This is a genomic window from Pedobacter sp. Bi126, from assembly GCF_918698245.1.
In the GTDB taxonomy this organism is placed as follows: domain Bacteria; phylum Bacteroidota; class Bacteroidia; order Sphingobacteriales; family Sphingobacteriaceae; genus Pedobacter.
This window is the reverse complement of the sequence record NZ_CAKKMS010000003.1, coordinates 257632-283217: the sequence shown is the minus strand read 5'-3', so window position 1 is coordinate 283217 and position 25586 is coordinate 257632. Positions and strand designations below refer to the sequence as shown.

The window sequence follows — 25586 nt, the reverse complement described above, 5'->3', positions numbered from 1 at the left end:
ATAATAGGTTTAGTGTGTTGGCATTTTGATTGCTGATGTTAAAATAAAAAACGGCCGATAAATCAATATCGGCCGTTTGTGTTAAACTGGTGTTAACTTATTTCTTCTCAACAATATATTTATCACTAAACTTTTTATCCAACTGTTTGTGCAGGTTATCAAGATTAATATCCCTGCCTTGAATAAAAGCCTGCTCCACTTTGTTGGTGCGCATATCCAAAGCGTCGCCAGCTGAAATAAAGAAAGTAGCATCTTTGCCCGTCTCAATACTGCCTGTGCTTTTCTCAACGCCCATCGCTTTTGCAGCGTTTAAGGTAATGGTTGATAAAGCTCTTTCTTTATCCAAGCCCCAGGCCGTAACCGTACCCGCCATAAAAGGCAGGTTGCGTTGTTGCCAGTAACCATCAATACTCAATACTACATTTAAGCCTGCATTGGCCAATATTGCAGCATTTTTGTAAGGCATATTTACATCGTCATCATTATTGTTAGGTAAAGCATGAGGCTGTTTCACCACTAAGGTAATGTTGTTTTCTTTTAAGAAATCGATGATCAGGTAAGCTTCATCTGCCCCTGTAATTACCGGGGTGATGCCAAATTTCTTGGCGAAATTAACGGCTGCAACAATATCTTTCTGACTTTCGGCCGCGATAAACAATTTTTCGTTACCGGCGAATACTTTTTTCATCGCCTCGAAACGGGTATTAATTGCATCTGGTTTGCTCATTTCAGCATAAGCTTTTGCCTCGGCAAAGAAAGAAGTTAACTGCGCAATGGCAGCCTGCGTTCTTTCGGCTAAGCTTTCTGGCGATTGTTGTGGCCTGCCGAAACCACCAAAACCGCCTCTAAAACGTGGCGTAACAGGCCAGGCCATGTGCATGGCATCGTCTGTTTTAAGGGCTGCATCTTCCCAGTTCCAGGCATCAAGCTGAACAACTGACGAACTGCCCGAAACCGTGCCGCCTTGTGGAGTTGGTTGCGCCATTAATACGCCATTGCTACGTAATGTAGCCGGAACTTTCGAGTCGGTATTGTAAGCCACAATAGAACGGATGTGTGAATTAAAATCTCCGATCTCCTGAAAATCCAATGTTGCTTTTACAGCTTCAATTTCGGTTAAACCCAGGTTTGTGGTTGCAGCAATAAAGCCTGGGTAAATGTGTTTACCTGTAGCCACAATGCGCATTACATCATCCTGTGGTACCTGTCCGTTAGCGGTAACCGAGATAATTTTTCCGTTGCCAAAAAGGATGGTTCCGTTTTCGATCACTGTTCCATTGCCAACATGTACGGTTGCACCTGTTATGGCAATGGTTTTGCTTTGTTTTTTAGCTGGCGATATGTTCGCCTGCGCAAAACACATCAGGCTCGAAGCCGAAAAAGCCAGACTGAATAAATATGTTTTCATGTTAGTGTGCATGTTCTTTCTCGGTTAATTCTGCTGAATAGTTTTCTAAGGTTTCGCAATTGTACAGACGTGGTGCATCGCCCAATGGACGTTGTGTACGGCCACCTTTGCTTTTGCTCTCTAACATCTTCTGGATCAAGCGTGCTTTTTCTGTCTGTTGAGCTTTGATTACCTGAGCATCTTTCTCGATATCCCAATAAGCAATACCATCTACAAAAGTTTTCTCTGCCCTGGCATAGATAGAAAGTGGATTGGCGGTCCAGATCACCACATCTGCATCTTTACCTGCTTTTAAACTGCCCACTTTATCGTCGATGTGCAGCATTTTTGCCGGGTTTAAGGTTACAAACTTAAAGGCATCTTCTTCCGGAACGTTACCGTATAATACCGATTTACCAGCTTCCTGGTTTAAGTGACGGGCCATTTCGGCATCATCAGAGTTGAAAGCCGTAGTTACACCAACATTATGCATAATTTTTCCATTGTAAGGGATGGCTTCGGCCACTTCGTTTTTATAGGCCCACCAATCAGAAAAGGTAGAACCTGCAATGCCGTGTGCTTTCATTTTATCGGCTACTTTATAACCTTCTAAAATGTGTGTAAAGGTGTTGATCTTAAAGCCTAAGCTGTCTGCCACATGAATTAACATATTAATCTCGCTCTGCACATAAGAGTGGCAGGTAATGAAACGTTTGTTGTTCAAAATCTCAACAATAGCATCTAATTCTAAATCTTTACGTACGCTGTTACCTTTTACGGATAATGCTTTTTCATATTCTTTTGCACGGGTAAATTCATCCACAAAAGTTTGCTCAACACCCATACGTGTAACCGGGAAACGGGCACCTGTGCCGAAATTGCTTTGTTTCACGTTTTCGCCCAAAGCAAATTTAATGAAGCCATCAGCACCTGCAAATTTCAGTTCCTCTGGCGATTTGCCCCAGCGTAGTTTGATCAATTGCGACTGACCACCGATCGGATTGGCAGACCCATGCAGGATTTGTGAAGTGGTTACACCACCGGCCAGCTGGCGGTAAATGTTTACGTCTTCAGAGTTGAGGATGTCGGCAACGCGTACCTCGGCAGAAACCGATTGTGCACCTTCGTTTATGCCGCCTGCGCCTGCAATGTGCGAGTGCTCATCAATAATACCAGCGGTTACGTGTTTACCGGTAGCATCGATCACTTTTGCGCCGCTTGCCGAAAGGTTTTTGCCAACCGCTTTAATTTTTCCGTTTTCTAAAAGTACGTCGGCATTTTGGAGGATTCCATCTTTTTCATTCGTCCAAACGGTACCGTTTTTAATTAAAACCGTTTCTTGTTTGGGCAGTTCAGTGCTTCCGAAAGCCGAGAAAGGGTAAATTACCGGCCCCATGGCCAAAGTGCTTTTTGGCTCTTCTTTTTTAGGTGTTTCTTTTGCGGCTTCTTTATAAGTTGCTGTAAATTTTCCCGTAGTGCCGTCAGCCAGAGCCGATTCGCCTTTGATGGTAACCGGATTTGCCGAAGTAATGTAACCGCTTAAACGGACATCACCCTTAGGGTTTTTCTTTAAATTGAAATTGATGCTTATCCAATCGCCATTTCTGCTAAAGGTTGCTGTGGTTTTTACACTATCTACACCAATTCTTTCAATAGCTGCTGTCGATCCGCCACCTGTACCCGTAATTTTTAGGGTTAAAGCACCAATACCATCAACGTTTAAATTATAAGTGCCGCGTACATCGCTCACATCCATTTTGTTAACAATGAAACGTTTGCCCTGTACCCAGTTTTCGAAAATAATGTTTCCGTTTTTGAACAGGTTATCAGATGAGATTAAAAAATTGGCTACTTTTCCTTTTTCCAGGGAACCAACTTTATCGCTGATGCCCAAAAGTGAAGCAGGAATTTCGGTAACCGATTGTAGGGCCTGTTTTTCAGTTAAGCCATTTTCTATCGCAGTGCGGATATTTGCCCAAAAATCGCGACTGTTCTCCAGTCCGAATGCCGTTAAAGCAAATTTAATCCCTGCTTTTTCCAAGCTGGCTGGATTGGTTGGTGCCAGTTCCCAGCCTTTCATTTGTGATAAAGTGACGTTTCTGGCCTCTGCCGGATCTTCAACATCATAAGCTTTAGGGAAAGTTACTGGAATAATTAAACTGGCTCCGGTAGCTTTAACCTCGTTTATGCGTTGGTATTCATCACCTGTAGATTTAATGATGTATTTTTTGCCAAATTCTTTTCCGATTTTATCAGCACGCAGGATGTTCTGCCATCCATCAACTTCAAAAATCTGTGGCATGGTCTGTTGCTTGCCAAATTCATCCAAAGAAATGTTAAACTCATCTTTTTGTTTGCCATACCATTGCGCATCATAATAGGTTTGGCGCAATAAAGCAATAGAGCCCATTAATGAGGTTGGGTAATCGTTTGATGATGTTCCTTTGTTAAATGAATAGTTTGCTGCGGTTTGATCTTTTAAAAATACGCTGTTATCTGCGCCTTCGTTTAAAGTTACAGCAGCAGAAACGCCGCGGGCAATACCATCGCGATTAATTACGTTTACACTACCAAAGCCTACCTTACGTAATTCATCTGCTTTTTTGCTGTCGGTAGAAAAGATGCTTTTTACATAAGTTTCCGGCCTGATTGATTCGTTCCAGCCATAAGCACCTTTTTTGGTAGATACGAAAATAGACTGACGCTGACCGCCGAAACCACGCTGTTGTGCAGGTGTTTCGCTAAGGCCATAACTGGTAAAGGCATCAATTAGGGAGGGGTAAACAAATTTTCCTTTAAGGTCTATTACCACATAGCCTTTAGGCACGGCTAAACCGGTGCCAACACCCTGTATGGTTTGTCCTTTGATTAAAAGTGTGGCATTTGTTAGGGTTTGGTTGGCATTAACTACTATGGTTGCATTGGTAAAAGCAAACATTCCAGGTCGGGTATCGAAAGAACCGTTAACAGGAAAGGAGGTTTGCTGGGCAAACAGAAATGTAGTAGAAAATACCAGCCCAATGGCGAGTAAAATTTTCTTCATAATAAGTTTAGTGTTTTTTTTGTTTAAAACTAATATAAATAAGCGTTCAATCTGTTGAATATCCTATTTTTTACAATTAATGTCTATTTTTGACTAAACATATTTGATAAAAATGTACAACATCTTAAAATCTGCGCACTCCGGATGGCGCTACATCGTATTAATTCTATTGGTTATTGCTGTAATCAATGCTTTGGCTGGTTGGTTTGGTAATAAAACTTACACGGAAGGTAACCGTAAGCTGAATGTATTTACGCTGATCAGTGCACACATTCAATTCCTGATGGGTTTGGTGCTTTTTTTCTTAAGTCCATTAACAAAATTGCCGATGAGCGATGCCATAGGCCGTTACTTTAAGGCTGAACATACTTCAATGATGCTTATTGCCATTATTCTGATTACCATTGGTAATGCAAAATCGAAAAAGGTAACAGAAGCTGTTGCAAAACACCGCACCATTGCTGTATTCTTTGGATTGGCATTGATCCTGATTATTGTTGCCATTCTGCTTATGGTTAAAGCTGTGCCAGGAAGATCGTTTTTTGGGGTTTCATAGCCAATTGCAAAGTAGAGGGCTGGGCGTTTGGCGCATAGCGAAAGGCATAAGACTAATTAGAGATTATGTCATGATCCAATCGACTCCTGCCTTCCTGCTAAATTTATTTTCATAATTATTTCCATTTTTGGAAATTCTTTATATTTTTGTTGCTCATGATCAACAATATACATACATGGCTTTGGCAAAGTAATTCGAACGAATTGCGCTGGCTGCGTATGAACAAAATATAGTTTATCAACCTAAACCTTATTAAAGAACCATTAAAGCCCGGCGTAGAACCACACGCCGGGCTTTTTATTGTTAAAAAATACGAAATGCAAACCTTAAGCCCTATAGCTTACACCATTTACCTTTATCATGTATAAAATTAATACGACTTACAAAAAAATGCTTGCCGATACCACAACGCCAGTGAGCATTTATTTACGCTTACGTGATGTGTATCCTAACAGTATCTTGTTAGAAAGTTCTGATTACCACAGCAGAGAAAACTCGATGAGTTTTGTTTGTGCCGATCCGGTAGCGGGAATTATTTTAAAAGGATCGCGATTGGAGACTTATTTCCCTGATGGCGCTGTAGAGATTACCGAAAGTAAAAACCTGATTGAAGAAATTGCCGATTTTAAAGATAAATTCAGCGAAACGGAATTACCCGAAATCAAATTTATTTCGAGCGGTCTGTTTGGCTATTTTACCTGGAATGCAGTACAACATTTTGAAGATATAAAGTTTACTTCTGAAACACCAGAGGGTGAAGAAATTCCGGAAATGCAGTATCACCTGTACCGTTATATCATCGCCATCGATCACTTTAAAAATGAAATTACCCTTTTCAAAAATACTTTCGAAGGAGAAGAAGAGGGCGGGCTTGAAAAAATGGAGTACCTGATCCAGAATAAAAATTACCCTGAATATAAGTTTCAACTTCGTGGTGAGGAAAGTTCGAACCTAACCGATCAGGGATTTATGGATCTGGTAGAGAAACTACAAAAGCATATTTATCGTGGAGATGTTTTTCAGATTGTGCCTTCAAGAGCATTTAAGCAAGCATTTTCTGGTGATGAATTTAATGTGTACCGTTGCCTGCGTTCGATAAACCCATCTCCTTACCTGTTTTATTTTGATTATGGGAATTTTAAGTTGTTCGGTTCTTCACCCGAAGCGCAGATTACCATCAAAAACAATTCGGCCAACATTTTTCCAATCGCAGGAACTTTTAAACGCAGCGGAAATGACATCGAAGATGCTGAACAGGCCCGTAAATTAGAACAAGACCCGAAAGAAAGTGCAGAACATGTAATGCTTGTTGATTTGGCCAGAAACGACCTTAGCAGGCACTGTAATCGTGTGGAGGTAAAATCTTTTAAAGAAGTACAATACTATTCGCACCTGATCCACCTGGTAAGTAAAGTGAGCGGTCATTTGCAGGAAAACGTAAGTGCTTTTAAAGTCGTTGCAGATACCTATCCGGCAGGTACCTTAAGTGGTGCGCCAAAATATAAAGCCATGCAATTGATTGACGAAAACGAAAAGCTGGGCAGGAATTTTTATGCCGGTGCAATTGGTTTTATGGGCTTTAATGAAGATTTTAACCATGCCATCATGATCAGGACGTTTATGAGCAAGAATAACGAACTGCATTACCGTGCAGGCGCAGGTATTGTGGCCGATTCTGTTCCCGAAACTGAAATGCAGGAGGTGAACAATAAAATTGCAGCTTTGCGTAAAGCGGTGCAAATGGCAGAGGGAATATAGTTGGGAGTGAGGAGTTTTTAGCTTGGAGTAAAATCCGTTAACAGGAAATAAAATGGAAAATATAGATAAAAAAACCGTCTTAGTAATTGATAACTATGATAGTTTTACCTACAATCTTGTGCATTTAATTAACGAAGTTGGTTATGAAGCAGAGGTTTGGAGAAATGATAAATTCGATCTGGCTGATGTAGAAAAGTATGATAAAATTTTACTTTCACCTGGGCCGGGCATTCCGGAAGAAGCAGGCTTGTTGTTGGATGTAATTAAAACTTATGCGCCAACGAAGAGTATCTTTGGGGTATGTTTAGGCCAGCAAGCCATCGCCGAAGTTTTTGGCGGTACTTTATTGAACCTGGGCAGACCAATGCACGGAATTGCGACACCGGTAACTGTTGTAGATGGCGATGAGCCTTTGTTCTGGGAATGCCCGCAAACCATAAATGTTGGTCGCTACCATAGTTGGGTAGTGAGTAAAGAGAACTTCCCTTCGTGTTTAAAAATTACAGCAAGAGATCATAAGAATGAGATCATGGCGTTAAGACATGAAACTTTGGATGTACGCGGGGTACAGTTTCACCCAGAAAGTGTGCTAACGGAGTATGGGAAACAGATGATGGAAAACTGGTTAACGACCCCCTAGCCCCCTGAAGGGGGAATGAAAACCCAAATAACTTAAAGTTTAAAATTGATTATAACAGAAATATGAACGATGGAAAGTCAAAGTCCCCTTCAGGGGATTTAGGGGTGAACATATTAGATAAAATCGTATTACGTAAAAAGGAAGAGGTTGCAGCTGCCAAAGCTTTGGTTTCTGTACAGGATTTAGAAAATTCGGTACATTTTAACCGAACGCCTTATTCCTTTAAGGAGTTTCTATTGGCCGAAGACCGTACTGGCATTATTGCTGAGTTTAAGCGCCGCTCACCATCAAAAGGGTTAATCAATGGCATTGCCGATGTTGCAGAGGTAACGCAGGCTTATAATGCTGCAGGCGCATCAGCGCTTTCGGTATTAACGGATGTAGATTTCTTTGGCGGTAAAACCGACGATATTCTGGCAGCACGGGCGGCAAACAATATTCCGATCTTAAGAAAGGATTTTATGATCGATGAGTATCAGATCCTCGAAGCAAAAGCTTGGGGCGCTGATATTATTCTGTTGATTGCCTCAATATTAACACCTCAACAGATTAACGATTTCGGAAAGTTTGCAAAAGATTTAGGTTTAAACGTGTTGTTAGAAGTGCACAACCTGGAAGAGTTGGAACGGAGCATCTGCCCAAATCTGGATGCCATTGGTGTAAACAATAGAAACCTGGGCGATTTTACAGTAGATATTCAGACATCGTTCGATCTGGTAAACAAAATCCCGAACGAATTTTTAAAGATTTCGGAAAGTGCGATCAGTAATCCACAAACGATCAGGGAATTAAAAACCGCGGGTTTTAACGGATTTTTAATTGGCGAGAATTTTATGAAGACTGACAACCCAGGTGTTGCAATAAAAGAATTTATAGGGCAGATATAATCAACAGACTTCCGAAGTCTCAAAGGCCAAAGCACAGGCAAACTTCGGAAGTCTTTGCGACTTAAAAAGATTTACACGTTCGCAAATTTCGTATATTTGCCTCAATTACATGGGAAAACAAAAGACATATGATACTGCCGTAGTGCAGGAACGGGCAATTTTAGTCGGAGTGGTTACGCCAGGCGAAAAAGAAGCCCAAACAAAAGAATATTTAGATGAGTTGGCCTTTTTGGTAGATACAGCCGGGGGGAAGGTAGAGAAAGTTTTTACACAGAAAATGCTTAAACCAGAGCGTGCTACATTTGTGGGTACGGGAAAATTGGAAGAGATAAAAGCTTATGTAAAATCAGAAGAAATTGATGTGGTGGTTTTCGACGATGAATTATCGCCGTCGCAACTGCGTAACATCGATCGTGAACTTGGAGTTAAGGTTTTAGATCGAAGCAATCTGATCCTTGATATTTTTGCCAACAGGGCCCAAACTGCACAGGCAAAAACACAGGTAGAACTGGCACAATTACAATATGTTTTGCCACGCTTAACCGGTATGTGGACTCACTTAGAGCGCCAGAAAGGTGGTATCGGGATGCGTGGTCCGGGTGAAACCCAGATAGAAAGTGATAGACGGATTATTTTAAATAAAATCTCTTTGTTAAAAGAGCGTTTAAGAAACATAGATCGTCAGAACGAAACGCAGCGTAAAAATCGCGGACAGTTAATTCGGGTTGCTTTGGTAGGCTATACGAACGTTGGTAAATCGACCATCATGAATATGCTGTCGAAATCGGAAGTATTTGCGGAAAATAAACTGTTTGCAACTTTAGATACAACAGTTCGTAAAGTTGTGATCGAGAATTTGCCTTTTTTACTTTCTGATACCGTTGGGTTTATCCGCAAGCTGCCTCACCATTTGGTAGAATGTTTTAAATCTACTTTAGATGAAGTACGTGAAGCTGATTTGTTGATCCACGTGGTTGATGTTTCGCATCCTAACTTCGAAGATCAGATTAATACAGTCAATGAAACCTTGAAAGATATTGGCGCGATTGATAAAGACATGATATTAGTTTTTAATAAGATTGATGCCTATGTTTCGCCAGAGCTTGACGATGAAGAAGATGATGGCAAGCTCACTTTGGAAGACTTTAAGAAAAGCTGGATGAGCCACGATAAAGTGCCTGTATTGTTTATATCGGCTACCGAAAAAGAAAACTTAGAAGAGTTTAAAACATTATTGTACGATAAGATTAAAGCTGCGCACGTGGCAAGATACCCGTATGATAGTAATTTGTTATATTAGATTAAATTCCGTCATTGCGGTGCGAAAATAAACCTCGCAGGTTTTTAAAACCTGCGAGGTTTCATCACAATAACGATAGATAAATACATTATGGAAAGTAAACGTCAGCAGAAATTTGCAGGAGTATTACAAGAGGAGTTAGCACAGGTTTTTCAGCGTGAAGGTGCTGCATTTTTGCCTAATACATTGGTAACCATTACCCGTGTTCGGGTTTCGCCGGATTTGGCAGTGGCTAAAGTTTACCTGAGCTTTTTTAATACCAATAACACCACGCTTTCTATCAATACAGTTAACGCACATTCGGGCGAAATCAGGTATAAACTGGGAAGCAGAATCCGCCATCAGGTTAGGGTAGTGCCAGAGCTTACTTTCTTTGTAGATGATACGAATGAGTATGTAGAGCGCATGGATCATCTTTTCGAGAAGATTGCAAAAGAGCCTAGACAAAAAGACGAAGACAGCGAATAATCTTTGTGAGGAAGCTAAGGGAACCCGTTAATTTCTTCACTCATTTTATACCGGCATTAATTGCAATTCCGGCTGGTTATTTATTGCTCCAGAAATGCAATACACCTATTGAATATACTGCTGCCTGGATTTATAGCATTGGCACTTTTATCCTTTTTGGCGTAAGTGCTATGTATCATGGTTATCCGGCTACCGATTATGGTGTACGTTTTTGGCAAAAATTCGATCATTGCTGCATTTATCTAATGATAGCAGGTTCTTACACACCAACTGCTTTGCTGGTTTTTGATGACTGGTTACGTTGGAGTTTGTTCGCAATCGTATGGGTTATCGCTATTATAGGTTGCCTGCTTAAAATCTTTAACCGATTAAAAAGCACGGCTATCTCATTGTCTATCTATATTTTAATGGGCTGCTTAATTGTGCCTTTGCTACAGAAAATGCTAGGTACGTTACCTATTGGCGCTATTGTCTGGTTAATGTTCGGTGGTGTTTTTTACATTGCCGGAACTTATTATTATGCAAAGGATAAACAGCTCTTCAGGTGGATGCACAGTCACGAACTTTGGCACCTGTTTGTAATTGGAGGAGCCTTATCTCACTATATTTATAACTTCGTTTATATTTTTAAGTAGATTATAAATGCAAACTTTTGAGCAGATTATTCAAGCGAATGCTTCATTGATCCATAAGGTGGTTGATTTTGATGTAGAACGGGATCAGCTTTTATCTTTAGATTTTACTGCAGCAAACACTGAGTTAACGGATAAAATTCTGGATAATACCGATTTGTTTTCTGCTTGGGTAAATGGAAAATTAATTGATAATAATGCCCGTTATGGAATTGGCGGTTATGACGAACACCGCACCATATATTCACGAAGTGCTCATTTTAATGCCGGTGAAGGAGCTCGCAGGTTACATTTAGGTGTTGATATCTGGGGCCCAGCGGGGACATCGATCTACAATTTTTATGATGCCACTGTTCAAAGCTTTGCCAATAACAACAAATTTGGCGATTATGGCGCAACCATTATCTTAGCTTACGAAATTGATGGTTTTAAGTTTAATGCGTTATATGGGCATTTAAGCCTAGCTTCGTTAAATGGCCTTAAGGAAGGTAAATTCATTCCTGCCGGGGCCAAAATTGCAGTATTAGGCTCAAAAGAAGAGAATGGTTACTGGCCACCACACCTTCATTTTCAATTGATCGAAAATATGGAAGGATTAAAAGGCGATTACCCTGGGGTTTGTAGGTTTAGTGAGCGAGAAAAATACCTGGCAAACTGTCCTGACCCGAATTTGATTTTAAAGGCTACGTTTTCTTAGTTTTTAACCACCGAGAACACAGAGAAGGCCACAGAGCCCGCAGAGATATTTGTTTGCGATTGTCATTTCCAGAAGTCATTATTAGAAAAACCATAGAAGTTATGATGACAAATATAGGCGGATTGTCATTTGCTTAACCAAAGGAAATGATTGTCGTTTTTTTTTATTCGTCATTGGTGACTTGATTGGAACCACGAAGTGCTAATCGACGATAATCACGATCTTACTATTTAAATGTCAATTAAATCTCTCATTTTCTCTGTGAAAAACTCCATGTTCTCTGTGGTAAAATATCAAGCTCCCATACAAAAAACTTTGCGTTCTCTGCAGTTAAAACCGTAAATTAGTATAATGAAAAACCTGTTGACCCTTTTTTTACTTTTCTGCTGTTCACTGGCCATGGCCCAGGTTCAGTTTAAATCGGGTAAAAGCGGTTTTGTAAACTTCCTGAGAGAGAATACCATTTATCCGCAGTTCTCTAAAGATAATTGTATTCAAGGAACGGTAAATGTGAGCTTTAAGCTTGATGCACAAGGGAAGGTTTATTTTTCGAAAATTAGCAAAGGAATATTATCTGATCTGGATGAAGAGGCCCTGCGCTTGGTGCGTTTAAGCAGCGGTAAATGGCAGGTTCCGGCAGGTTACGATACCACAGTTTCGATTGTTGCGCCGGTTAATTTTAAACTTTCGGGCTATAATTGTGAAGGGAAATCAAGCGAAGCCATTCAGGAAGCTATCCGTACTTATCTAGCTGAAGAAGCCTTAACCAACTCGGTAATTAATTTCTATAAAAACATCGACCAGGCAAAACCCGGACAAGAGGTTCAGATTATTGCCATTAAAAACCAGTTGGGCATTGATGATGAATACTTGGATGACCGGATAAAAATGGCCCTAAAAAAAATAAAACAGGGTGATAAACAAGGTGCCTGTGAAGATTTTTTATTTGTTAAATATATGGGGAGTAAAATGGCTGATGATTATTTAGCAAAGTATTGTAAGTAAATGAAGAACACCACAAGATTTTTTGCCTTACTGGATATCATCAGCATTGCATTATTGGCTAAACAGTTTTGGCAGATTTTAACTCACCTGAACGAAATCCCCGATCAGATCCTTTCGCAGGCCAAGGTTGTTTTATTGTTGCCCTTATTTGTGTCGCTTTTTGTATCGGCAGCGGGTTTAATCTTATTTAAGAAATTCGGTTTTATTACCTACTACATTCAATTCCCTTTTCGTTTGGTGGTATGGATATTTTCCATCGGCTTTATTACTTATTTACCAGAAGCGTTAAACCTCGGCGAACGGTGGTTTGATATTTTGTTCCGCATCTGTTTTATTGCCGAATTCTTCAGATTGTATTTTACCATTAAAATTCACCGTTCATCCTTCTGATACCTCAGGTAAAACCACCGTTATGGCTGCAGGTAGAATTTTTGCTTCAACGGTATTCACCCTGCCAATGTATTCTCCATCAACCTGAAAGTGTGCTTTATGTTTCGAAGAAACCTTAACCTCAGCGGTTTGAAATACTTCTATTTTTTTAGGGTTGAAAGGTAATTTGGTGATCCATATCTTTAGTATTTCAAGATATGAGTAATCTTTTACCAAAACCACTTCGAAAAGATCATCGTCTAATTTTCCGTCTGGGTTTATTTTTAATCCAGAACCGTACATGGTTGCGTTTGCAATAGCCACCATTGCCGCTTTAGAAGTGATTGTTTCACCTCTTAGGTTCAATTGCACGTCCATTCTGCTGTGGTTCCATAAAGCATGCCATGTAGCCTTTGCATAACCCCACATGCCGCGTTGGGGCAGGGAATCAAATTTCTTTACCAGGTAGGCATTAAAACCTAAATCGGATAAATGGATGCAGATTTCGTCGTTGAGTTTAACCACATGGATTTTTTGCAAACGGCCTTCATCCAAAATGGCTAAAGCAAGTTCAATATCAGTCGGGATACCTAATTCTTTCGCCATTCCATTTGCAGAACCAGCAGGGATTATTCCAATAGGCGTTTCGGTATGCAACAGACATTCGGCAACCAGTTTTAGGGTGCCATCGCCACCAACGGCCACCACACGATCTGCCTTCGCAGCTTTAATCCTTTCTTTTATCTGCTCTAAAGAGCAGTCTTCCGGTAATTCGAAAAGATCGATCTCCGTTTTTTTTGCATCGAAATGGGTAGAAATTACTTCCTTTAGGTTAATGTCGTGACTGCCCGAGCCTGGATTGATGATGAATAATAATTTCATGTGTTACCTTATGGTTTACATCACAAACAACTTTTAATAAACTCTGTTTTAATACAGATGAATAAATCTGCTAGTGTTAAAGTATATCATGGCTATGGCCACGCACACAATTTGGTTGTTTATGGTCATGTTTTTAAACGCAAAGCAAAAACACAGCAGGTTTACAGCAATAATTTGTTTGTTAATATTGCACATCTTTTAAAGCTCTTCATCTTAAAACCTTATGCTTTTGTTGAGGTGCGTTTGCAATTTTTTGATCAAACGATTTACAATAAAACCGAAGGGGATGGCTTTTTTAAGTTCGAATGGAAGGCTGAACATGATGTGCCTGCAGGCTGGCACTTTGTTAAGGTAGAAGCTGTTGATAAAAACGGGAAAGTTTTAAGTACAGGTGAGGGGAAGGTATATGTACCGCACATTACGCAATATGCCTTTATTTCGGATGTGGATGATACTGTGATGATTTCTCATTCGGCAACTATAGGGCGGCGGTTGAGAGAGCTGTTTATCAAGAATCCACATACACGTAAAACCTTTCCTGATGCGGCCAGTCATTATCAGCAATTGGCCATGTCGCACACTGAATCAGATCAGCCCAATCCTTTTTTTTATGTAAGCAGCAGCGAATGGAACCTTTACGATTATTTGGTCGAGACGTTTAGGTTTAACAAGTTGCCTGACGGTGCTTTTCTTTTAAATACATTAAAGCGGTGGAAAGATTTAGTCAGAACAGGTAAAACAGGACATGAAGGTAAATTATTGAGGGTAATGCGAATTTTAGATGCCTTTCCCAACCAGAAGTTTGTGTTTTTTGGCGATAACTCGCAGCAGGACCCAAAAATTTATTCTACAATAGTGGAGAAGTATCCAAAAAATATCGAAGCGGTCTACATTCGCAATATTCGTCCTGAAAAAGAAGCAGAAGCGGGGGAGTTTCTCAAAAAAGTAGAAGGTAAAAATGTAAAAGCTTGCTTATTTAATGAAAGTAAGGAAGCGATTGAACATTCTAAATCAATAGGATTGATCAAATAGTTTTGGAGCAGAATGGTTGTGCTCATCGGTTTCGACAATCCCGCTTTCCTTCCTGCCCCGATGAAGTATCGTGGGCATCCATTCAATCGGGGCTAAGAACAAAGTTTTTTGCTAGTGGAAACTGGCCACAGTTTAATAAACCTGACAGAAGCGGGCACCGAACGTAGAGAGGTAAAGCGGATGGCAGGGCTTTCGGGTCCGATAAACACAGGACCCTGCTTTTCAGAAAAAGCAATCTTAATAGCGGTTGTTGTAAGATTGCTTCGTGCCTCGCTATGACGAAATAGAAGAATTACCCCCAAATCAAGAAATCGATTTTCCGAACGGTGTAAAAGCTAAATTCATTAATTTAAAATGCTGGCGCCCAAATGGAATACCCACAATGGTAATGCAAAGCAAAATACCAAAAAACAAATGGGTTAAAGCAATCCAGAAACCGCCGCATAAAATCCCGATCAGGTTCATGATGGTAGAAAGGCAACCTGTGTTTGATGAAGTGTCAGTTATTTTAACGCCAAAAGGAGCAAGGCCTACAATGGCAAATTTAAAACATTGGATACCAAAAGGAATCCCCACAATGGTTAGACAAAGGATTAAACCTCCAATAATATATTCGAAGAAAATAAAGATACCGCCAAAAATAATCCAGATAATATTGCCTAAAAAGTTCATTATGTTTTTTAGTTTAAGATTTAATAATGGATGTTTTGTTACAATTCATTTAATACATACTCACGTATTCTTCGTAATTTAGAATCACACACAAAAGAAACACAACATGAAAAAATTAATTCTTGCAGCGGCACTTGTCGCCTGCTTTGGGCTGTCGCGTGCCAAAGCCCAAAATGTAAATGGCTTTAAATTAAGCGATATCAAGGTGGAATACATTGAGGTCAAACCGATTTACAACGGTGGCGATACCTATATTGCCAGGATAGATTATGGACAAAAATTCAAAAGGCCTAAGGAACTGAACGTAAGAGACGACGATGGAAACGATTTACTTTTCAATTCCCAGATGGATTGCCTCAATAAACTGAAAGGATATGGTTATGAACTTTTTAATACCTATACCGATCAGATTGATAAAGATAGCAGTAGGCCTGTATATGTGTTAAAAAGGAAGTAAATAATAAAGAAGTCAAGTTTCATAGCCTGTAGCTTATTAAACTTGACTTCTTTGTAATATCTATATAAAATCGAGTGTATTAAACTTTTTATTCAGGATATCAGCATTATTTACATCCAGCCATTTATCTAAAATGGTACCATAAACCTGTCTGAAATCCAGTTGATATTTTAAATCGCCAGTATCCAGATCACTTAAATTAGGTGCAGCATTAAAAATCCCTTGTTTCTTCAATTTCCCACCAAAAACAAACATATTATTTGCCGTTCCGTGGTCGGTGCCGTTACTGGCGTTTTGTTCTACCCTACGGCCAAATTCGGAGAAGGTAATCACCAAGGTATCCTCCAGTTTATTGTTCGATTTTAGGTCTTTCAAAAAAGCAGCCATACCTTCACTATACTGTTTAAGCAGATTGCCTTGTTGACCAATTTGATTTACGTGGGTATCAAAGCCACTTAAGGATACATAATAAACCCTTGTTTTTAATCCCGAAGAAATAAATTTAGAAACCGTTTTCAATTGGTTTGCAAAACCCGAAGTAGGGTAAGTGGATTTCGACTGATAAATTTTGGAGGTATTCTGTATGTAACTGGCAGAGGATGAAGTTTCGATCATCGTTTTATACAAATAGCCTAAATTATCTTCATCTAAATGTTCCTTATCATTCTGCAACATGGCCTTAAAAAACGGATCGTTCGTATTACGGAACAAAGCTGCAGGATCTTTTAATGCAATTCCTTTTTTGGTTTGTCCTTTCATGGCCAGAGAAAGCGAGTCGTCTACTTCTATTGCAGTATAAGGGAACTTGCAGGTTTGGCAATTGCTATCTAAATAACGGCCAATCCATCCGGTTGATAAGAATTGATTGCTGTCGCTACCCGTTTGCCAGATATCCATCGAACGGAAATGCGAGCGGTCTGGGTTGGGGTAGCCAACATCGTTGATGATGGTCATCCAGCCTTGGTCATAAATTTCTTGCAGGGCCGCCATGTTCGGGTTTAGCCCTTGCATGTCGTTCAATTTAATTACCTCTTCAGGTTTAATGGCAATACTTTTTCTTTTTTGGTAATAAATATCATTTCCAAAGGGAATAACTGTGTTTAAGCCGTCATTTCCACCAGAAAGCTGTACCACAACTAAGTTTTTGTATAGGCTCAGCTCATCAAGCGCCATGGCCTCAAGCGGTTTCATAAAAGCCGGAACAAATAGCGAACCTGCTGCAACAAATCCTGTATTTCTTAAAAAATTTCTTCTGTTCATCTTGTTAATATTTTGGTTCAATGTTCATTCGTCAATAGTTCGTTGGTTTGGGTGTTCAGCTAATCGGCTATTGGACCATCAACCATTGACTATTAACACAACTGATACTCTGGCATACTGGTAATTTCGACTGCAGTACTTCGCAATCCTTTATTATCGCTTACCATAGTTGTTATTTTTGCATTTAATTTCGGTTGCAATAAAAACTCTGTAAGTTCCAATGGCGTTAATCCTTTTGGTAAAGTATCTAAAAATTTAGGCCAGTCTGCATTTGCGTTTACGTATGATTTTGGTTTCATGTTGGCATTTGCATTGGTGGTAGCTGTTCTGCTTAACGCAATTACGGCTTCATCTTCAGGATCGGCTTTGCCGCTGAAGTCGATTTCCCCGTCATTTAAAACAAGTGAAGGAATCCGCATCCTTAACATTAACGATGAACTATCAATCCAGCTTTGTCCGCCAGGCCAGCCCGCTACATTAGGTGGGTTAAATAAATATTGCCCCAAACTGCTTTGCAGCTGTATTAAAACCTGTGGTTTGTTATAGGTAACATAAAACTCGCGACTTAAGCCTACTAAAAATTCGGCAGGTGATTTAATTTTGGTGCCTACATTTTCAGGGCTATAAAACCAATCTGATGTAAACATTTTTTTCATCATCGAGCCAATGTCGTATTTCGAGTTGTAAAAATGTGTGGCAAGTTCTTTAATATGATCCTCATTCGGGTTATCGTTTACGAAGAATTTATATACTTTCCTGGCGATAAACTGTGAAGTTTCTGGTTTTTCTAGAATAATATCGATGATGTTTTCGCCTTCAAAATTCCCGATTTTACCGAAAAAGGTTTTTGTTCCAGGATCGTGCAGGTTTTGTCTGAAAATGAACGAGCCATCTTTGTCGTACATCCAGCCGGTAAATGAGCGGGCAGATTCTTTAATGTCCTGCTCGGTATAATTTCCTCTTCCCAGGGTGAAAAGTTCCATGAGTTCGCGGGCGAAGTTCTCATTTGGTTTACCTTTTCTATTCTGCTGGTTATTCAGGTATTGCAGCATTGCCGGCGACTTGGAAACCTCAATCAATAAGGTTTTAAAGCTGCCCAGTGCATTTGCTCTTTGGATGTTATTTAATTGTTGTGCAAAAAACGGGTTATTGCTACGGCAGGCAAAATGGCCATGCCAAAAGAGTGTCATCTTTTCCCTCAATGGAGCATCTGTATTGATCATTTTGGTAATGAAGGCAATATTCAGATCACGGCTTACTTCGTTTTGCTCCCGTACAATCTGCTGGCGCATTTTCTTTTCTTCATCCGTGAGGTCTTTTTTGGAGTATAAACCCGCCTGAACCAAAAGTTGTCGTTTCGATTCGTAATCGTTTACTAAATTAATGGGATCGTTTTTTAGGGAATCTTTAAGCAGATTATCGACCACTTTATCGAGATTTTTTTTGCTTAATTTTTGTAAGTCGGCATAAGAAACCCCGAAGCCTGCCCGGTTGTAAAGATGTTTTACTTTTAAGAAATTATCTTTTGCGCTCATAATGGACTGTTTTACAGTATGACTTATTTAAAACGCCAGGGTTTAATCTTTGTTTTCTTTCTTATTTTTGCCTATGTTTTTTCAGCTACTAGATGACAATCCAGGCTTTCCAGACCCAGCCTTGGCAGAAGAGGATGGTTTATTGGCCATTGGTGGTGATTTAAGTACGGAGCGGTTGTTAATCGCCTATTCGAATGGTATATTTCCATGGTTTAGTGAAGGCGAACCAATTCTTTGGTATTCTCCACACAAACGCTGTGTGATTTATCCTGATAAAATTAAAATCAGTAAAAGCATGCAGAAAATTTTAAACCAGGAAGTTTTCAAGATTACTTTTAATCAGGCCTTTGCCGAAGTGATCCGCAATTGCGCAACTACCGAAAGGAAAGGGCAGGATGGTACCTGGATTACCAACGAAATGCAAGATGCTTACATTAGCCTTCATCAGCAGGGCTACGCACACAGTGTAGAGGTTTGGTTGGCTGATCAGCTGGTGGGTGGCCTATATGGTTTAAAAGTAAATCGTGTTTTTTGTGGAGAAAGCATGTTTAGCCATGTAAGCAATGCCTCAAAAGCAGCATTGATTTTTTTAAGTAAAATGAATATCGATTTAATTGACTGTCAGTTGCCGAACGATCATTTAATGAGTTTAGGTGCTGAAATGATCGATCGGAAATTGTATATGGAACTGCTTCAGGCTCCTTAATGTTAAGGTAAGTTTTGAATTGCTTTAGATTATTAAGGGCCTTAGGTCAATTAATATTTAGCCGAAAATATCTAAGCAAGTTATTAATCGAGTTCAGGTTAGAAGCGCATTTTTAATACAGCTATTCAGGTTTCTTCCCGCTTTTCGTTTTATCCCGATGAAAGGATCGGGATGCTCACTGCAATCGGGGCTAGGTGGCGAGGGCTGGCATTACTATTATAGGCTAAGTGCCTAGTCCATTATTATTATCAATTAAACCCTGCTCGAGCATTGCATTCTCTATGCGTTTATCGGGAATAAACCAGATGCAGGCTACAATGAAATAAAGTGCAACACCAATCCATGGGTTTATAAAACTTAGTGCAATGCCCCCTATATAAAAAAGTAATGAGAATTTTCCTTTTGCATCATTCCCAATGGCATGTACCACAAGCGAATGCTGACCTTCTGTTCTTTTGATTACGATTACCAATAGGGTGTAAGAAACAGCGGCAAGCAGGAGTACAGCACCATAAACTACCACCGGCCACAAGGCAAAATGATGTTCGCCCATCCATCCGGCTGCTACTGGGAATAACGAGAGCCAGAATAAAAAATTAAGGTTTGCCCAAAGCATTGATCCGTTTACTTTTTTAACTGCATGCAATAAATGGTGGTGATTGTTCCAGTAAATGCCTACGTAGATAAAACTTAAAACATAGCTGATGAATTTTGGAATAAGCGGTTTTAAGCTTGCTAAAGTTTCGCCATGCTCCGGGACTTTAATTTCTAAAACCATGATGGTAATGATAATTGCAATTACCCCATCACTAAATGCTTCTAATCTGCCTTTGTTCATAAAAAATGACCGCTGTTAATCTGATACAATTATCAATGAAATTATCTTATAAAACAAAACCCGCAAACTTTTGGCCTGCAGGTTCCTTATTGTTGTTTTGTTGTATTTATAATTCTCTAACTGTGATCGTCCTCGTTTGTAACGAGGATGCGAGAGATTCACATTTTTAATGTGCTTTAATATTAAGCGATAAAATCGCTATTTTCATTAATCCTCGTTACAAACGAGGACTATATTGTTGTTTTGTTGAAATTATAATTCTCTTACCCAGATGTTCCTGTAACTGATTGCAGGACTTGGATCGCCGTGATCTTGTAATTTAATTGAAGCCGGACCATGTTTTTTGTATTCTGGTGCACCGATATACCTGGTTTCCCCTTTTAGTACAAATCCGTTCTGTAAAAGTACGCCGTTTAAAAATACAGTAACGCTTGCTGGCTTTTGTACTGTTCCATCTTCATTAAAACGTGGCGCGTTCCAAATGATATCGTAATATTGCCATTCGCCTGGTTTCTTGTTGGCATTTGCCAATGGAACAGCTTGTTTGTAAACACTGCCTGTTTGTCCGTTAACATAGGTTTTATTGTTATAAGCATCCATAATCTGGATTTCGTAACCATCATCACCGCCACCTGTTGATGCTAAAAACACACCACTATTTCCACGTGCCTGACCTTCGCCAGTTATGTTTTCAGGAATTTTCCATTCCATGTGCAATTGGTAATCGGTAAACTTTTTATTGGTTTCGATATTTCCAGTGCCTTTTTTTACCGTGAAAAAACCATCGTCGATTGTCCAGGCAGCTGGTTTAGATGGATCTTTAACAGAATGCCATGCATCTAAATTTCTGCCGTTGAAAAGAATGGTGGCATCAGACGGTGCATCCTGAGGCAATTTGCCCGGTGTAACAATTTTAGGAACGGGTTCCCAAACCTCGGTTGTTTTTGGGTCTTTGGCAGGATCTGGTTTTTTATCTTGTGCCATAGCTTGCCCTGCAAAAAGTGCAGGAATAAATAATAGTGTGTACTTGTTCATGATTGTGGTTTAACTTTTTAAAGTTAACCAGTTTATTAAGAAATGGAAATTTCGTATTTAAAATTTTACCCCAAATCGTCAACAACATAGGTTTCACTTATAATTACTTCATCAGGGGCAATATCTTCTTTACGCTGTTCGGCCAAATCGCGCATTGGACAATAACCCGTAATGCCGCGGTACAGTAATCCTGCACCAATTGCTGCACCCGTAAGGCCAATTACAGGATGTGAAAAAATACTGGTGATGCCTTTAAAAAGTAAATATGTTCCTGCAGCGCCAGATAACCAACGTTCAGATTTTGAAACGTTTTCGAACAATTCTGGGTACTTCCAGGCTTCCTTAACATTGTTTACAGCGGTATTAAAATCTTGATTTGTCATGATGGTTAAATTTATGTTCTACTGTATAACAAGTAAGAAGGAAATGAGTTTTGAAAGAAATTTTAATTATGTAATGTTGCCACGGAGGCACAGATTAGCACGGAAAGAACAGGTTGTTTGTATCACGTTGATGTTTTAGCCACGGAAACGCTGATTAGCATGGAAGAAGTACTAATAATCGGGATTATAAAACAACACGCCTGATTTCGAGAGTTGGTTTACCGAAATTTAAAATAAGCCCAACTTTGCATCCTGAACATCTTAAGTAGTTTAGAGTTTGCGCTATATCGGCGCTTGCAAGGGCACTTTTTGATTTAATTTCTACTATTACCGCGTCAAATATAATAAAGTCGGCATAAAAGCTATGGGGTAGGAGAACACCTTTATAATAAACTCGGTATAACTTTTCTCTTTCGTAAAAATAATCCCTGTTTTTCAGTTCTATGCAAAAGGCGTCTTTGTAAACAATTTCTAAAAAACCACAGCCTAAAAAACTATGAATCTCAATAGCAGCACTAATAATTAGGTCTGTTTCGTTTTTTAATGGGAAGTTCGATTGACGGATTTCCATACCAAGGGATTTAATAAAGGTTTAACTTATTAACTTGGGATGTATTTACTAAAATAGTAAAATAATGGGACGCTGCAAAACATACTTTGCAATTTTGTGCCTCCATGGCAAAGAATAACTTGAAAGGTTTGTGTTAGACACTGGCTATAGATGCCTGTTTACACAGCCAACTCTTCGACTATGCTCAGAGTGACCAACAGAGAGTACATCCGTGATTTCCGTGTTTCCGTGGCAAAAAATTAAGTAGAATAGTCTGTTAGAGGGTTCAATATTCAAATAAACTGTTCGAATTCGCTCAATGGCAGATTTCGGCAATTAATTCAATATATCGCGTATATCTTCCTTGCTCAGTGATTTAAAGAAACTTTCTTCAGTTGTAATTAAAGAATTTGCGAGCGATTTTTTACGGTTCTGTAAAGCCAATATTTTCTCTTCAACGGTATCTTTTGCAATGAATTTGTAAATGAAAACCTTTTTATCCTGACCAATACGGTGCGTTCTGTCGATGGCTTGTTGCTCTACTGCCGGGTTCCACCATGGGTCGAGGATAAAAACATAATCAGCTTGCGTTAAGTTTAAACCTACGCCGCCTGCTTTTATAGAGATTAAGAAGACTTTCAGTTCGGTATTCTGCTGAAATTCGGAAACAATTTCGCCACGGTTACGGGTTGCACCATCTAAATAAGCAAATGGAATATTTTCCGCTTCAAAATGTTTTTTGAAGATATCAAGATGTTTTACAAACTGAGAAAAAACCAAAACCTTATGTCCGCCTTTAAGTACGTTATCGAGCGTATGGATCACATTCTCGAACTTTCCTGAATCTGAAACGTAGGTGCCATCAATCATTACAGGGTGGTTGGCCAACTGACGTAAGGCGGTTAACCCTTGTAAAAGCTGTACCTGTTTCTTTGCGAAAGTTCCATCGTCCATGCTCTGCAATAAATCATTACGGTAGGCAGATTTTGTTTTTTCGTAATAAGCGGCCTGATCTTCGCTCATGTCGCAATAAATTACCTGCTCCGTTTTTGGTGGTAATTCTGCAGCCACTTGCTCTTTCGTTCTACGGAGCACAAAAGGCTTGATAATCGATTGCAGTTTACGCGCTTTTTCTTCGTCCTTTTTCTTTTCTATCGCTTGTACATATTCTTCGTAGAAGAATGCCTGTGTGCCCAATAAACCAGGGTTTAAAAAGGTCAGCTGCGACCATAAATCGCTTACTGAGTTTTCTACAGGTGTACCGCTCAGAATCAGTTTATGTTTAGATTTTAAGCTTCTAACGGCTTTAAACGATTTTGATGCAGGGTTTTTAATGTTCTGACTTTCATCGAGAATAATGTAGTTGAAATAAAAGTTTTTCAATTCATCTACATCTACCCTGGTTACCCCATAAGTGGTAATGATAATATCGTAATTAGCAAAATTGGCAACATCTTTATTTCGGTTGGTGCCTGTGTGTGCCAGTATTTTAAGCTTTGGTGTAAACTTTTTAGCCTCCGTTAACCAATTGTAAATTAAAGAGGTAGGCATGATGATGAGCGAGGTCGTCTGCGTTTCGAGCAATTGATCATCTTCCTTCACCTTTTGCAGCATAGCCAATGTCTGGATGGTTTTACCCAAACCCATATCATCGGCCAAACAGCCACCGAAATTGTATTCGCGTAAAAAGCTGAACCAGTTATAACCGGCTTTCTGGTAATCGCGTAAACTGCCTTTAAAATGAACCGGCATTTGCGTGTCAGCAATATCCTCAAAGTCTGATAGTCGCTGTAACTTGCGTTCAAGCGTAACATTAGCCAGGCTATCCTCAGCCAGATCATTGATGAGACCGATATGGTGTTTCTTTAATTTTAGCGTTTTTCCGGCCTCTGCCAAACTGAACAAACTGCCGTATTGCGTAAACCATTTATCAGGGATAATAGCCACTTCGCCATCGGGCAACAAAAACTCACGCTTTTTGTGTAGAATATGTTGCTTTAGTGAAAGAAAAGGAATCTGGTATTTTCCGAACCATACCACAGCATGGATATCGAACCAATCGTTTCCTTCTTTAACTTCAAGATCTATTTTGCTGGCACCTAAAACAAATTTTTTCTGTCCTGTAGCCTGTTCAATTTCAAAACCCGCTGCCTGTAAAATTTCGATATGCTCGTTTACCCAATTTATAGCTCCGTAGCTTGGATTTTCGTCGGCAGCAGCTACTTCCAGGTTGCTGAATAAAGAACTCGTTTTTTTTAGTCCTAAGGATAACAGCAAATTAAACTGCTTTTTCTCCCATTCTGCCGAACGTTTGATGCGGTGGAAAATATAGTTGTCGGCAGTTTTTTCTAAACGTACAGTTACTTTGTGCGCATTCTCTACCGGGAAAGTATATTCGCCATATTTAAAATATAGCTGAATTTGAGAAAGACCACCATCAACATATAAAACTTTAATTACCGGTGTTGCCTCAAATTGTTCAGTTCTGATTTCGAAACCTTCCGCATACACGTGGTGCTTTTCTATTAAAGGGGCTACAAACTTTTCAAAATAAGTGGCTTCGGTTGTTTTGGGTATGGCAATAAACCGTTTATTTAAAAAGGGTTGCAGTTTTTTTCCTTCAATATCCTGATCAAAAAAGTACAGTACGTCGTTAAGTAATAACCACGCAGGTTTGTTGCTGATAATCTGTGCTTCTTTAAACATAAATTCGATGCGCAGATTCTGATATTTGATGGTTGGGAAATAACGTGTTTCAGTTTCGTTCCTTCGGAAATGAAAAAGAATAGATGCAGGCTCATCAGCCAGTTCGATTTTTCGTTCTACCGGCCAGCCATCTTTGTCCATTATATAAAGCTCGTTTTTGACTTTCAAAAGCTCTAAAGCTTCGGCAAGTTTCTTTTCGATTTTAGGACGGACATTTTCATAAAATTTATTGTCGAAAATTTTAGTGAAAAACTCAGTTGGCCTGATTAGTTTTTTATAATATTTTTTAATCAGTGAGTCTTGTTCAATGTCATCTAAAATTTTGATCAGTTTATAATCAATATCACTTAAACAGGCATTAAATTCTTCTGCGGTATGCGTAAAAATCCGTTGGTAAGTAAACGAAAAATCTCCTTGTGGATTGAGCTGAACAACGTGAGGTTCAATTAAATAGCCCAAGTACTCATGTTTGCACAAAGAGTACACCACTTTACAGGTTTTAGAACTATCGACACGTAACATTGATTGGCTTAAAATTTTTTCTAAGCTAAGCGCTTAAAAAACTTTAAACTTACAATATTTTGAGGTTACATCAAAAAGAAGTAGCGGTTTTTGAAATAAAAAGTATCAGTTTTTTATCGAAATTTAAAAGAATGGTTAATTACTACTATTGGATGGAGCGCTTATTTTGAAGTTAAAGGCAGATAAATATTAAATGCTTTATAATTGGCTACAACTTATTATCTTAGCCATTGTATTGATAGGCTTTTTAGTATCAATCAATTAAC

General features: G+C 39.3%; 24 protein-coding genes. 13 read left to right on the top strand and 11 right to left on the bottom strand.

Annotated elements, in window-relative coordinates; all coding sequences use genetic code 11:
- Nucleotides 1-97: 97 nt before the first annotated feature.
- Together LQ201_RS11365 and LQ201_RS11360 are read right to left on the bottom strand one after the other, a co-directional pair.
- The gene (locus LQ201_RS11365) at nucleotides 98-1408 is read right to left on the bottom strand and encodes an amidohydrolase family protein (RefSeq protein ID WP_230142435.1); all 1311 of its coding nucleotides are present in this window, start codon (nucleotides 1406-1408) and stop codon (nucleotides 98-100) included.
- 1 nt (nucleotide 1409) lies between these two features.
- Nucleotides 1410-4430 (bottom strand): amidohydrolase family protein, encoded by a 3021-nt coding sequence (locus tag LQ201_RS11360; RefSeq protein ID WP_230142432.1) that lies wholly within the window; start codon nucleotides 4428-4430, stop codon nucleotides 1410-1412.
- A gap of 112 nt (nucleotides 4431-4542) precedes the next feature.
- Between LQ201_RS11360 and LQ201_RS11355 the strand changes: the two genes are divergently transcribed.
- From LQ201_RS11355 to LQ201_RS11310, 10 genes are all read left to right on the top strand, one after another.
- Nucleotides 4543-4986: a cytochrome B gene (locus tag LQ201_RS11355; RefSeq protein ID WP_230142430.1), complete on the top strand. Its 444-nt coding sequence runs from the start codon at nucleotides 4543-4545 to the stop codon at nucleotides 4984-4986.
- 360 nt (nucleotides 4987-5346) lie between these two features.
- Nucleotides 5347-6744 carry an anthranilate synthase component I family protein gene (locus tag LQ201_RS11350; protein WP_230142427.1) on the top strand — a complete coding sequence of 466 codons (1398 nt, stop codon included), beginning with the start codon at nucleotides 5347-5349 and terminating at the stop codon, nucleotides 6742-6744.
- A gap of 52 nt (nucleotides 6745-6796) precedes the next feature.
- On the top strand, nucleotides 6797-7384 hold the full coding sequence (locus LQ201_RS11345; RefSeq protein WP_230142425.1) for an aminodeoxychorismate/anthranilate synthase component II: 588 nt from the start codon (nucleotides 6797-6799) through the stop codon (nucleotides 7382-7384).
- Between the two features lie 104 nt (nucleotides 7385-7488).
- Nucleotides 7489-8271, top strand: a complete 783-nt coding sequence (gene trpC / locus LQ201_RS11340) for an indole-3-glycerol phosphate synthase TrpC (RefSeq protein WP_230143445.1) — start codon at nucleotides 7489-7491, stop codon at nucleotides 8269-8271.
- A 109-nt stretch (nucleotides 8272-8380) separates the two neighbouring features.
- Nucleotides 8381-9571 carry a GTPase HflX gene (gene hflX, locus LQ201_RS11335; protein WP_230142423.1) on the top strand — a complete coding sequence of 397 codons (1191 nt, stop codon included), beginning with the start codon at nucleotides 8381-8383 and terminating at the stop codon, nucleotides 9569-9571.
- Between the two features lie 90 nt (nucleotides 9572-9661).
- Nucleotides 9662-10039 carry a 30S ribosome-binding factor RbfA gene (gene rbfA / locus LQ201_RS11330; RefSeq protein WP_116249286.1) on the top strand — a complete coding sequence of 126 codons (378 nt, stop codon included), beginning with the start codon at nucleotides 9662-9664 and terminating at the stop codon, nucleotides 10037-10039.
- Nucleotides 10040-10044: 5 nt separating this feature from the next.
- On the top strand, nucleotides 10045-10674 hold the full coding sequence (locus LQ201_RS11325) for a hemolysin III family protein (RefSeq protein WP_230142421.1): 630 nt from the start codon (nucleotides 10045-10047) through the stop codon (nucleotides 10672-10674).
- Nucleotides 10675-10681: 7 nt separating this feature from the next.
- Nucleotides 10682-11368 (top strand): peptidoglycan DD-metalloendopeptidase family protein, encoded by a 687-nt coding sequence (locus LQ201_RS11320; RefSeq protein WP_230142418.1) that lies wholly within the window; start codon nucleotides 10682-10684, stop codon nucleotides 11366-11368.
- Between the two features lie 351 nt (nucleotides 11369-11719).
- Nucleotides 11720-12373, top strand: coding sequence for an energy transducer TonB (locus LQ201_RS11315; RefSeq protein ID WP_230142416.1), 654 nt, complete (start codon nucleotides 11720-11722; stop codon nucleotides 12371-12373).
- Nucleotides 12374-12763, top strand: coding sequence for a hypothetical protein (locus LQ201_RS11310; RefSeq protein WP_230142414.1), 390 nt, complete (start codon nucleotides 12374-12376; stop codon nucleotides 12761-12763).
- Here the strand turns inward: LQ201_RS11310 and LQ201_RS11305 are convergent.
- On the bottom strand, nucleotides 12752-13624 hold the full coding sequence (locus LQ201_RS11305) for a diacylglycerol kinase family protein (RefSeq protein WP_230142413.1): 873 nt from the start codon (nucleotides 13622-13624) through the stop codon (nucleotides 12752-12754). The two genes, LQ201_RS11310 and LQ201_RS11305, sit on opposite strands and share 12 nt — an antisense overlap.
- Before the next feature lie 57 nt (nucleotides 13625-13681).
- Here LQ201_RS11305 and LQ201_RS11300 point away from each other — a divergent pair, with 57 nt between their 5' ends.
- Nucleotides 13682-14656: an App1 family protein gene (locus tag LQ201_RS11300; protein WP_230142412.1), complete on the top strand. Its 975-nt coding sequence runs from the start codon at nucleotides 13682-13684 to the stop codon at nucleotides 14654-14656.
- A 303-nt stretch (nucleotides 14657-14959) separates the two neighbouring features.
- On the opposite strand, the gene LQ201_RS11295 is transcribed toward LQ201_RS11300, so the two are convergent.
- Nucleotides 14960-15328 (bottom strand): YccF domain-containing protein, encoded by a 369-nt coding sequence (locus LQ201_RS11295; protein ID WP_230142411.1) that lies wholly within the window; start codon nucleotides 15326-15328, stop codon nucleotides 14960-14962.
- A 106-nt stretch (nucleotides 15329-15434) separates the two neighbouring features.
- On the opposite strand from LQ201_RS11295, the gene LQ201_RS11290 reads away from it, so the two are divergent.
- On the top strand, nucleotides 15435-15785 hold the full coding sequence (locus LQ201_RS11290) for a hypothetical protein (protein ID WP_230142410.1): 351 nt from the start codon (nucleotides 15435-15437) through the stop codon (nucleotides 15783-15785).
- A 60-nt stretch (nucleotides 15786-15845) separates the two neighbouring features.
- Here LQ201_RS11290 and LQ201_RS11285 read toward each other — a convergent pair whose 3' ends face one another.
- Together LQ201_RS11285 and LQ201_RS11280 are read right to left on the bottom strand one after the other, a co-directional pair.
- Entirely contained in the window at nucleotides 15846-17045 is a 1200-nt protein-coding gene (locus LQ201_RS11285; protein WP_029278263.1) for a DUF1501 domain-containing protein, read from the bottom strand.
- 92 nt (nucleotides 17046-17137) lie between these two features.
- The gene (locus tag LQ201_RS11280; protein ID WP_230142409.1) at nucleotides 17138-18580 is read right to left on the bottom strand and encodes a DUF1800 family protein; all 1443 of its coding nucleotides are present in this window, start codon (nucleotides 18578-18580) and stop codon (nucleotides 17138-17140) included.
- Between the two features lie 73 nt (nucleotides 18581-18653).
- Here LQ201_RS11280 and aat point away from each other — a divergent pair, with 73 nt between their 5' ends.
- Nucleotides 18654-19286 (top strand): leucyl/phenylalanyl-tRNA--protein transferase, encoded by a 633-nt coding sequence (gene aat / locus LQ201_RS11275; protein ID WP_230142408.1) that lies wholly within the window; start codon nucleotides 18654-18656, stop codon nucleotides 19284-19286.
- Nucleotides 19287-19509: 223 nt separating this feature from the next.
- Here aat and LQ201_RS11270 read toward each other — a convergent pair whose 3' ends face one another.
- The 5 genes from LQ201_RS11270 to LQ201_RS11250 all read right to left on the bottom strand — a co-directional run bounded on the left by LQ201_RS11270 (nucleotide 19510) and on the right by LQ201_RS11250 (nucleotide 25320).
- The gene (locus tag LQ201_RS11270) at nucleotides 19510-20124 is read right to left on the bottom strand and encodes a TMEM175 family protein (protein ID WP_230142407.1); all 615 of its coding nucleotides are present in this window, start codon (nucleotides 20122-20124) and stop codon (nucleotides 19510-19512) included.
- A gap of 252 nt (nucleotides 20125-20376) precedes the next feature.
- Nucleotides 20377-21159, bottom strand: a complete 783-nt coding sequence (locus LQ201_RS11265) for a DUF1080 domain-containing protein (protein ID WP_230142405.1) — start codon at nucleotides 21157-21159, stop codon at nucleotides 20377-20379.
- Between the two features lie 65 nt (nucleotides 21160-21224).
- Nucleotides 21225-21542 (bottom strand): DUF2892 domain-containing protein, encoded by a 318-nt coding sequence (locus LQ201_RS11260; protein ID WP_029278253.1) that lies wholly within the window; start codon nucleotides 21540-21542, stop codon nucleotides 21225-21227.
- Nucleotides 21543-21726: 184 nt separating this feature from the next.
- Nucleotides 21727-22113 (bottom strand): GxxExxY protein, encoded by a 387-nt coding sequence (locus LQ201_RS11255; RefSeq protein WP_230142403.1) that lies wholly within the window; start codon nucleotides 22111-22113, stop codon nucleotides 21727-21729.
- A gap of 315 nt (nucleotides 22114-22428) precedes the next feature.
- The gene (locus LQ201_RS11250) at nucleotides 22429-25320 is read right to left on the bottom strand and encodes a DEAD/DEAH box helicase (protein ID WP_230142401.1); all 2892 of its coding nucleotides are present in this window, start codon (nucleotides 25318-25320) and stop codon (nucleotides 22429-22431) included.
- Nucleotides 25321-25586: the final 266 nt, after the last annotated feature.

Coding starts and splice junctions, on each gene's coding strand:
- LQ201_RS11365 (WP_230142435.1), bottom strand. CDS start 1,408: ATGAAAACATATTTATTCAGTCTGGCTTTTTCGGCTTCGAGCCTGATG.
- LQ201_RS11360 (WP_230142432.1), bottom strand. CDS start 4,430: ATGAAGAAAATTTTACTCGCCATTGGGCTGGTATTTTCTACTACATTT.
- LQ201_RS11355 (WP_230142430.1), top strand. CDS start 4,543: ATGTACAACATCTTAAAATCTGCGCACTCCGGATGGCGCTACATCGTA.
- LQ201_RS11350 (WP_230142427.1), top strand. CDS start 5,347: ATGTATAAAATTAATACGACTTACAAAAAAATGCTTGCCGATACCACA.
- LQ201_RS11345 (WP_230142425.1), top strand. CDS start 6,797: ATGGAAAATATAGATAAAAAAACCGTCTTAGTAATTGATAACTATGAT.
- hflX (WP_230142423.1), top strand. CDS start 8,381: ATGGGAAAACAAAAGACATATGATACTGCCGTAGTGCAGGAACGGGCA.
- rbfA (WP_116249286.1), top strand. CDS start 9,662: ATGGAAAGTAAACGTCAGCAGAAATTTGCAGGAGTATTACAAGAGGAG.
- LQ201_RS11320 (WP_230142418.1), top strand. CDS start 10,682: ATGCAAACTTTTGAGCAGATTATTCAAGCGAATGCTTCATTGATCCAT.
- LQ201_RS11315 (WP_230142416.1), top strand. CDS start 11,720: ATGAAAAACCTGTTGACCCTTTTTTTACTTTTCTGCTGTTCACTGGCC.
- LQ201_RS11310 (WP_230142414.1), top strand. CDS start 12,374: ATGAAGAACACCACAAGATTTTTTGCCTTACTGGATATCATCAGCATT.
- LQ201_RS11305 (WP_230142413.1), bottom strand. CDS start 13,624: ATGAAATTATTATTCATCATCAATCCAGGCTCGGGCAGTCACGACATT.
- LQ201_RS11300 (WP_230142412.1), top strand. CDS start 13,682: ATGAATAAATCTGCTAGTGTTAAAGTATATCATGGCTATGGCCACGCA.
- LQ201_RS11295 (WP_230142411.1), bottom strand. CDS start 15,328: ATGAACTTTTTAGGCAATATTATCTGGATTATTTTTGGCGGTATCTTT.
- LQ201_RS11290 (WP_230142410.1), top strand. CDS start 15,435: ATGAAAAAATTAATTCTTGCAGCGGCACTTGTCGCCTGCTTTGGGCTG.
- LQ201_RS11285 (WP_029278263.1), bottom strand. CDS start 17,045: ATGAACAGAAGAAATTTTTTAAGAAATACAGGATTTGTTGCAGCAGGT.
- LQ201_RS11280 (WP_230142409.1), bottom strand. CDS start 18,580: ATGAGCGCAAAAGATAATTTCTTAAAAGTAAAACATCTTTACAACCGG.
- aat (WP_230142408.1), top strand. CDS start 18,654: ATGTTTTTTCAGCTACTAGATGACAATCCAGGCTTTCCAGACCCAGCC.
- LQ201_RS11270 (WP_230142407.1), bottom strand. CDS start 20,124: ATGAACAAAGGCAGATTAGAAGCATTTAGTGATGGGGTAATTGCAATT.
- LQ201_RS11265 (WP_230142405.1), bottom strand. CDS start 21,159: ATGAACAAGTACACACTATTATTTATTCCTGCACTTTTTGCAGGGCAA.
- LQ201_RS11260 (WP_029278253.1), bottom strand. CDS start 21,542: ATGACAAATCAAGATTTTAATACCGCTGTAAACAATGTTAAGGAAGCC.
- LQ201_RS11255 (WP_230142403.1), bottom strand. CDS start 22,113: ATGGAAATCCGTCAATCGAACTTCCCATTAAAAAACGAAACAGACCTA.
- LQ201_RS11250 (WP_230142401.1), bottom strand. CDS start 25,320: ATGTTACGTGTCGATAGTTCTAAAACCTGTAAAGTGGTGTACTCTTTG.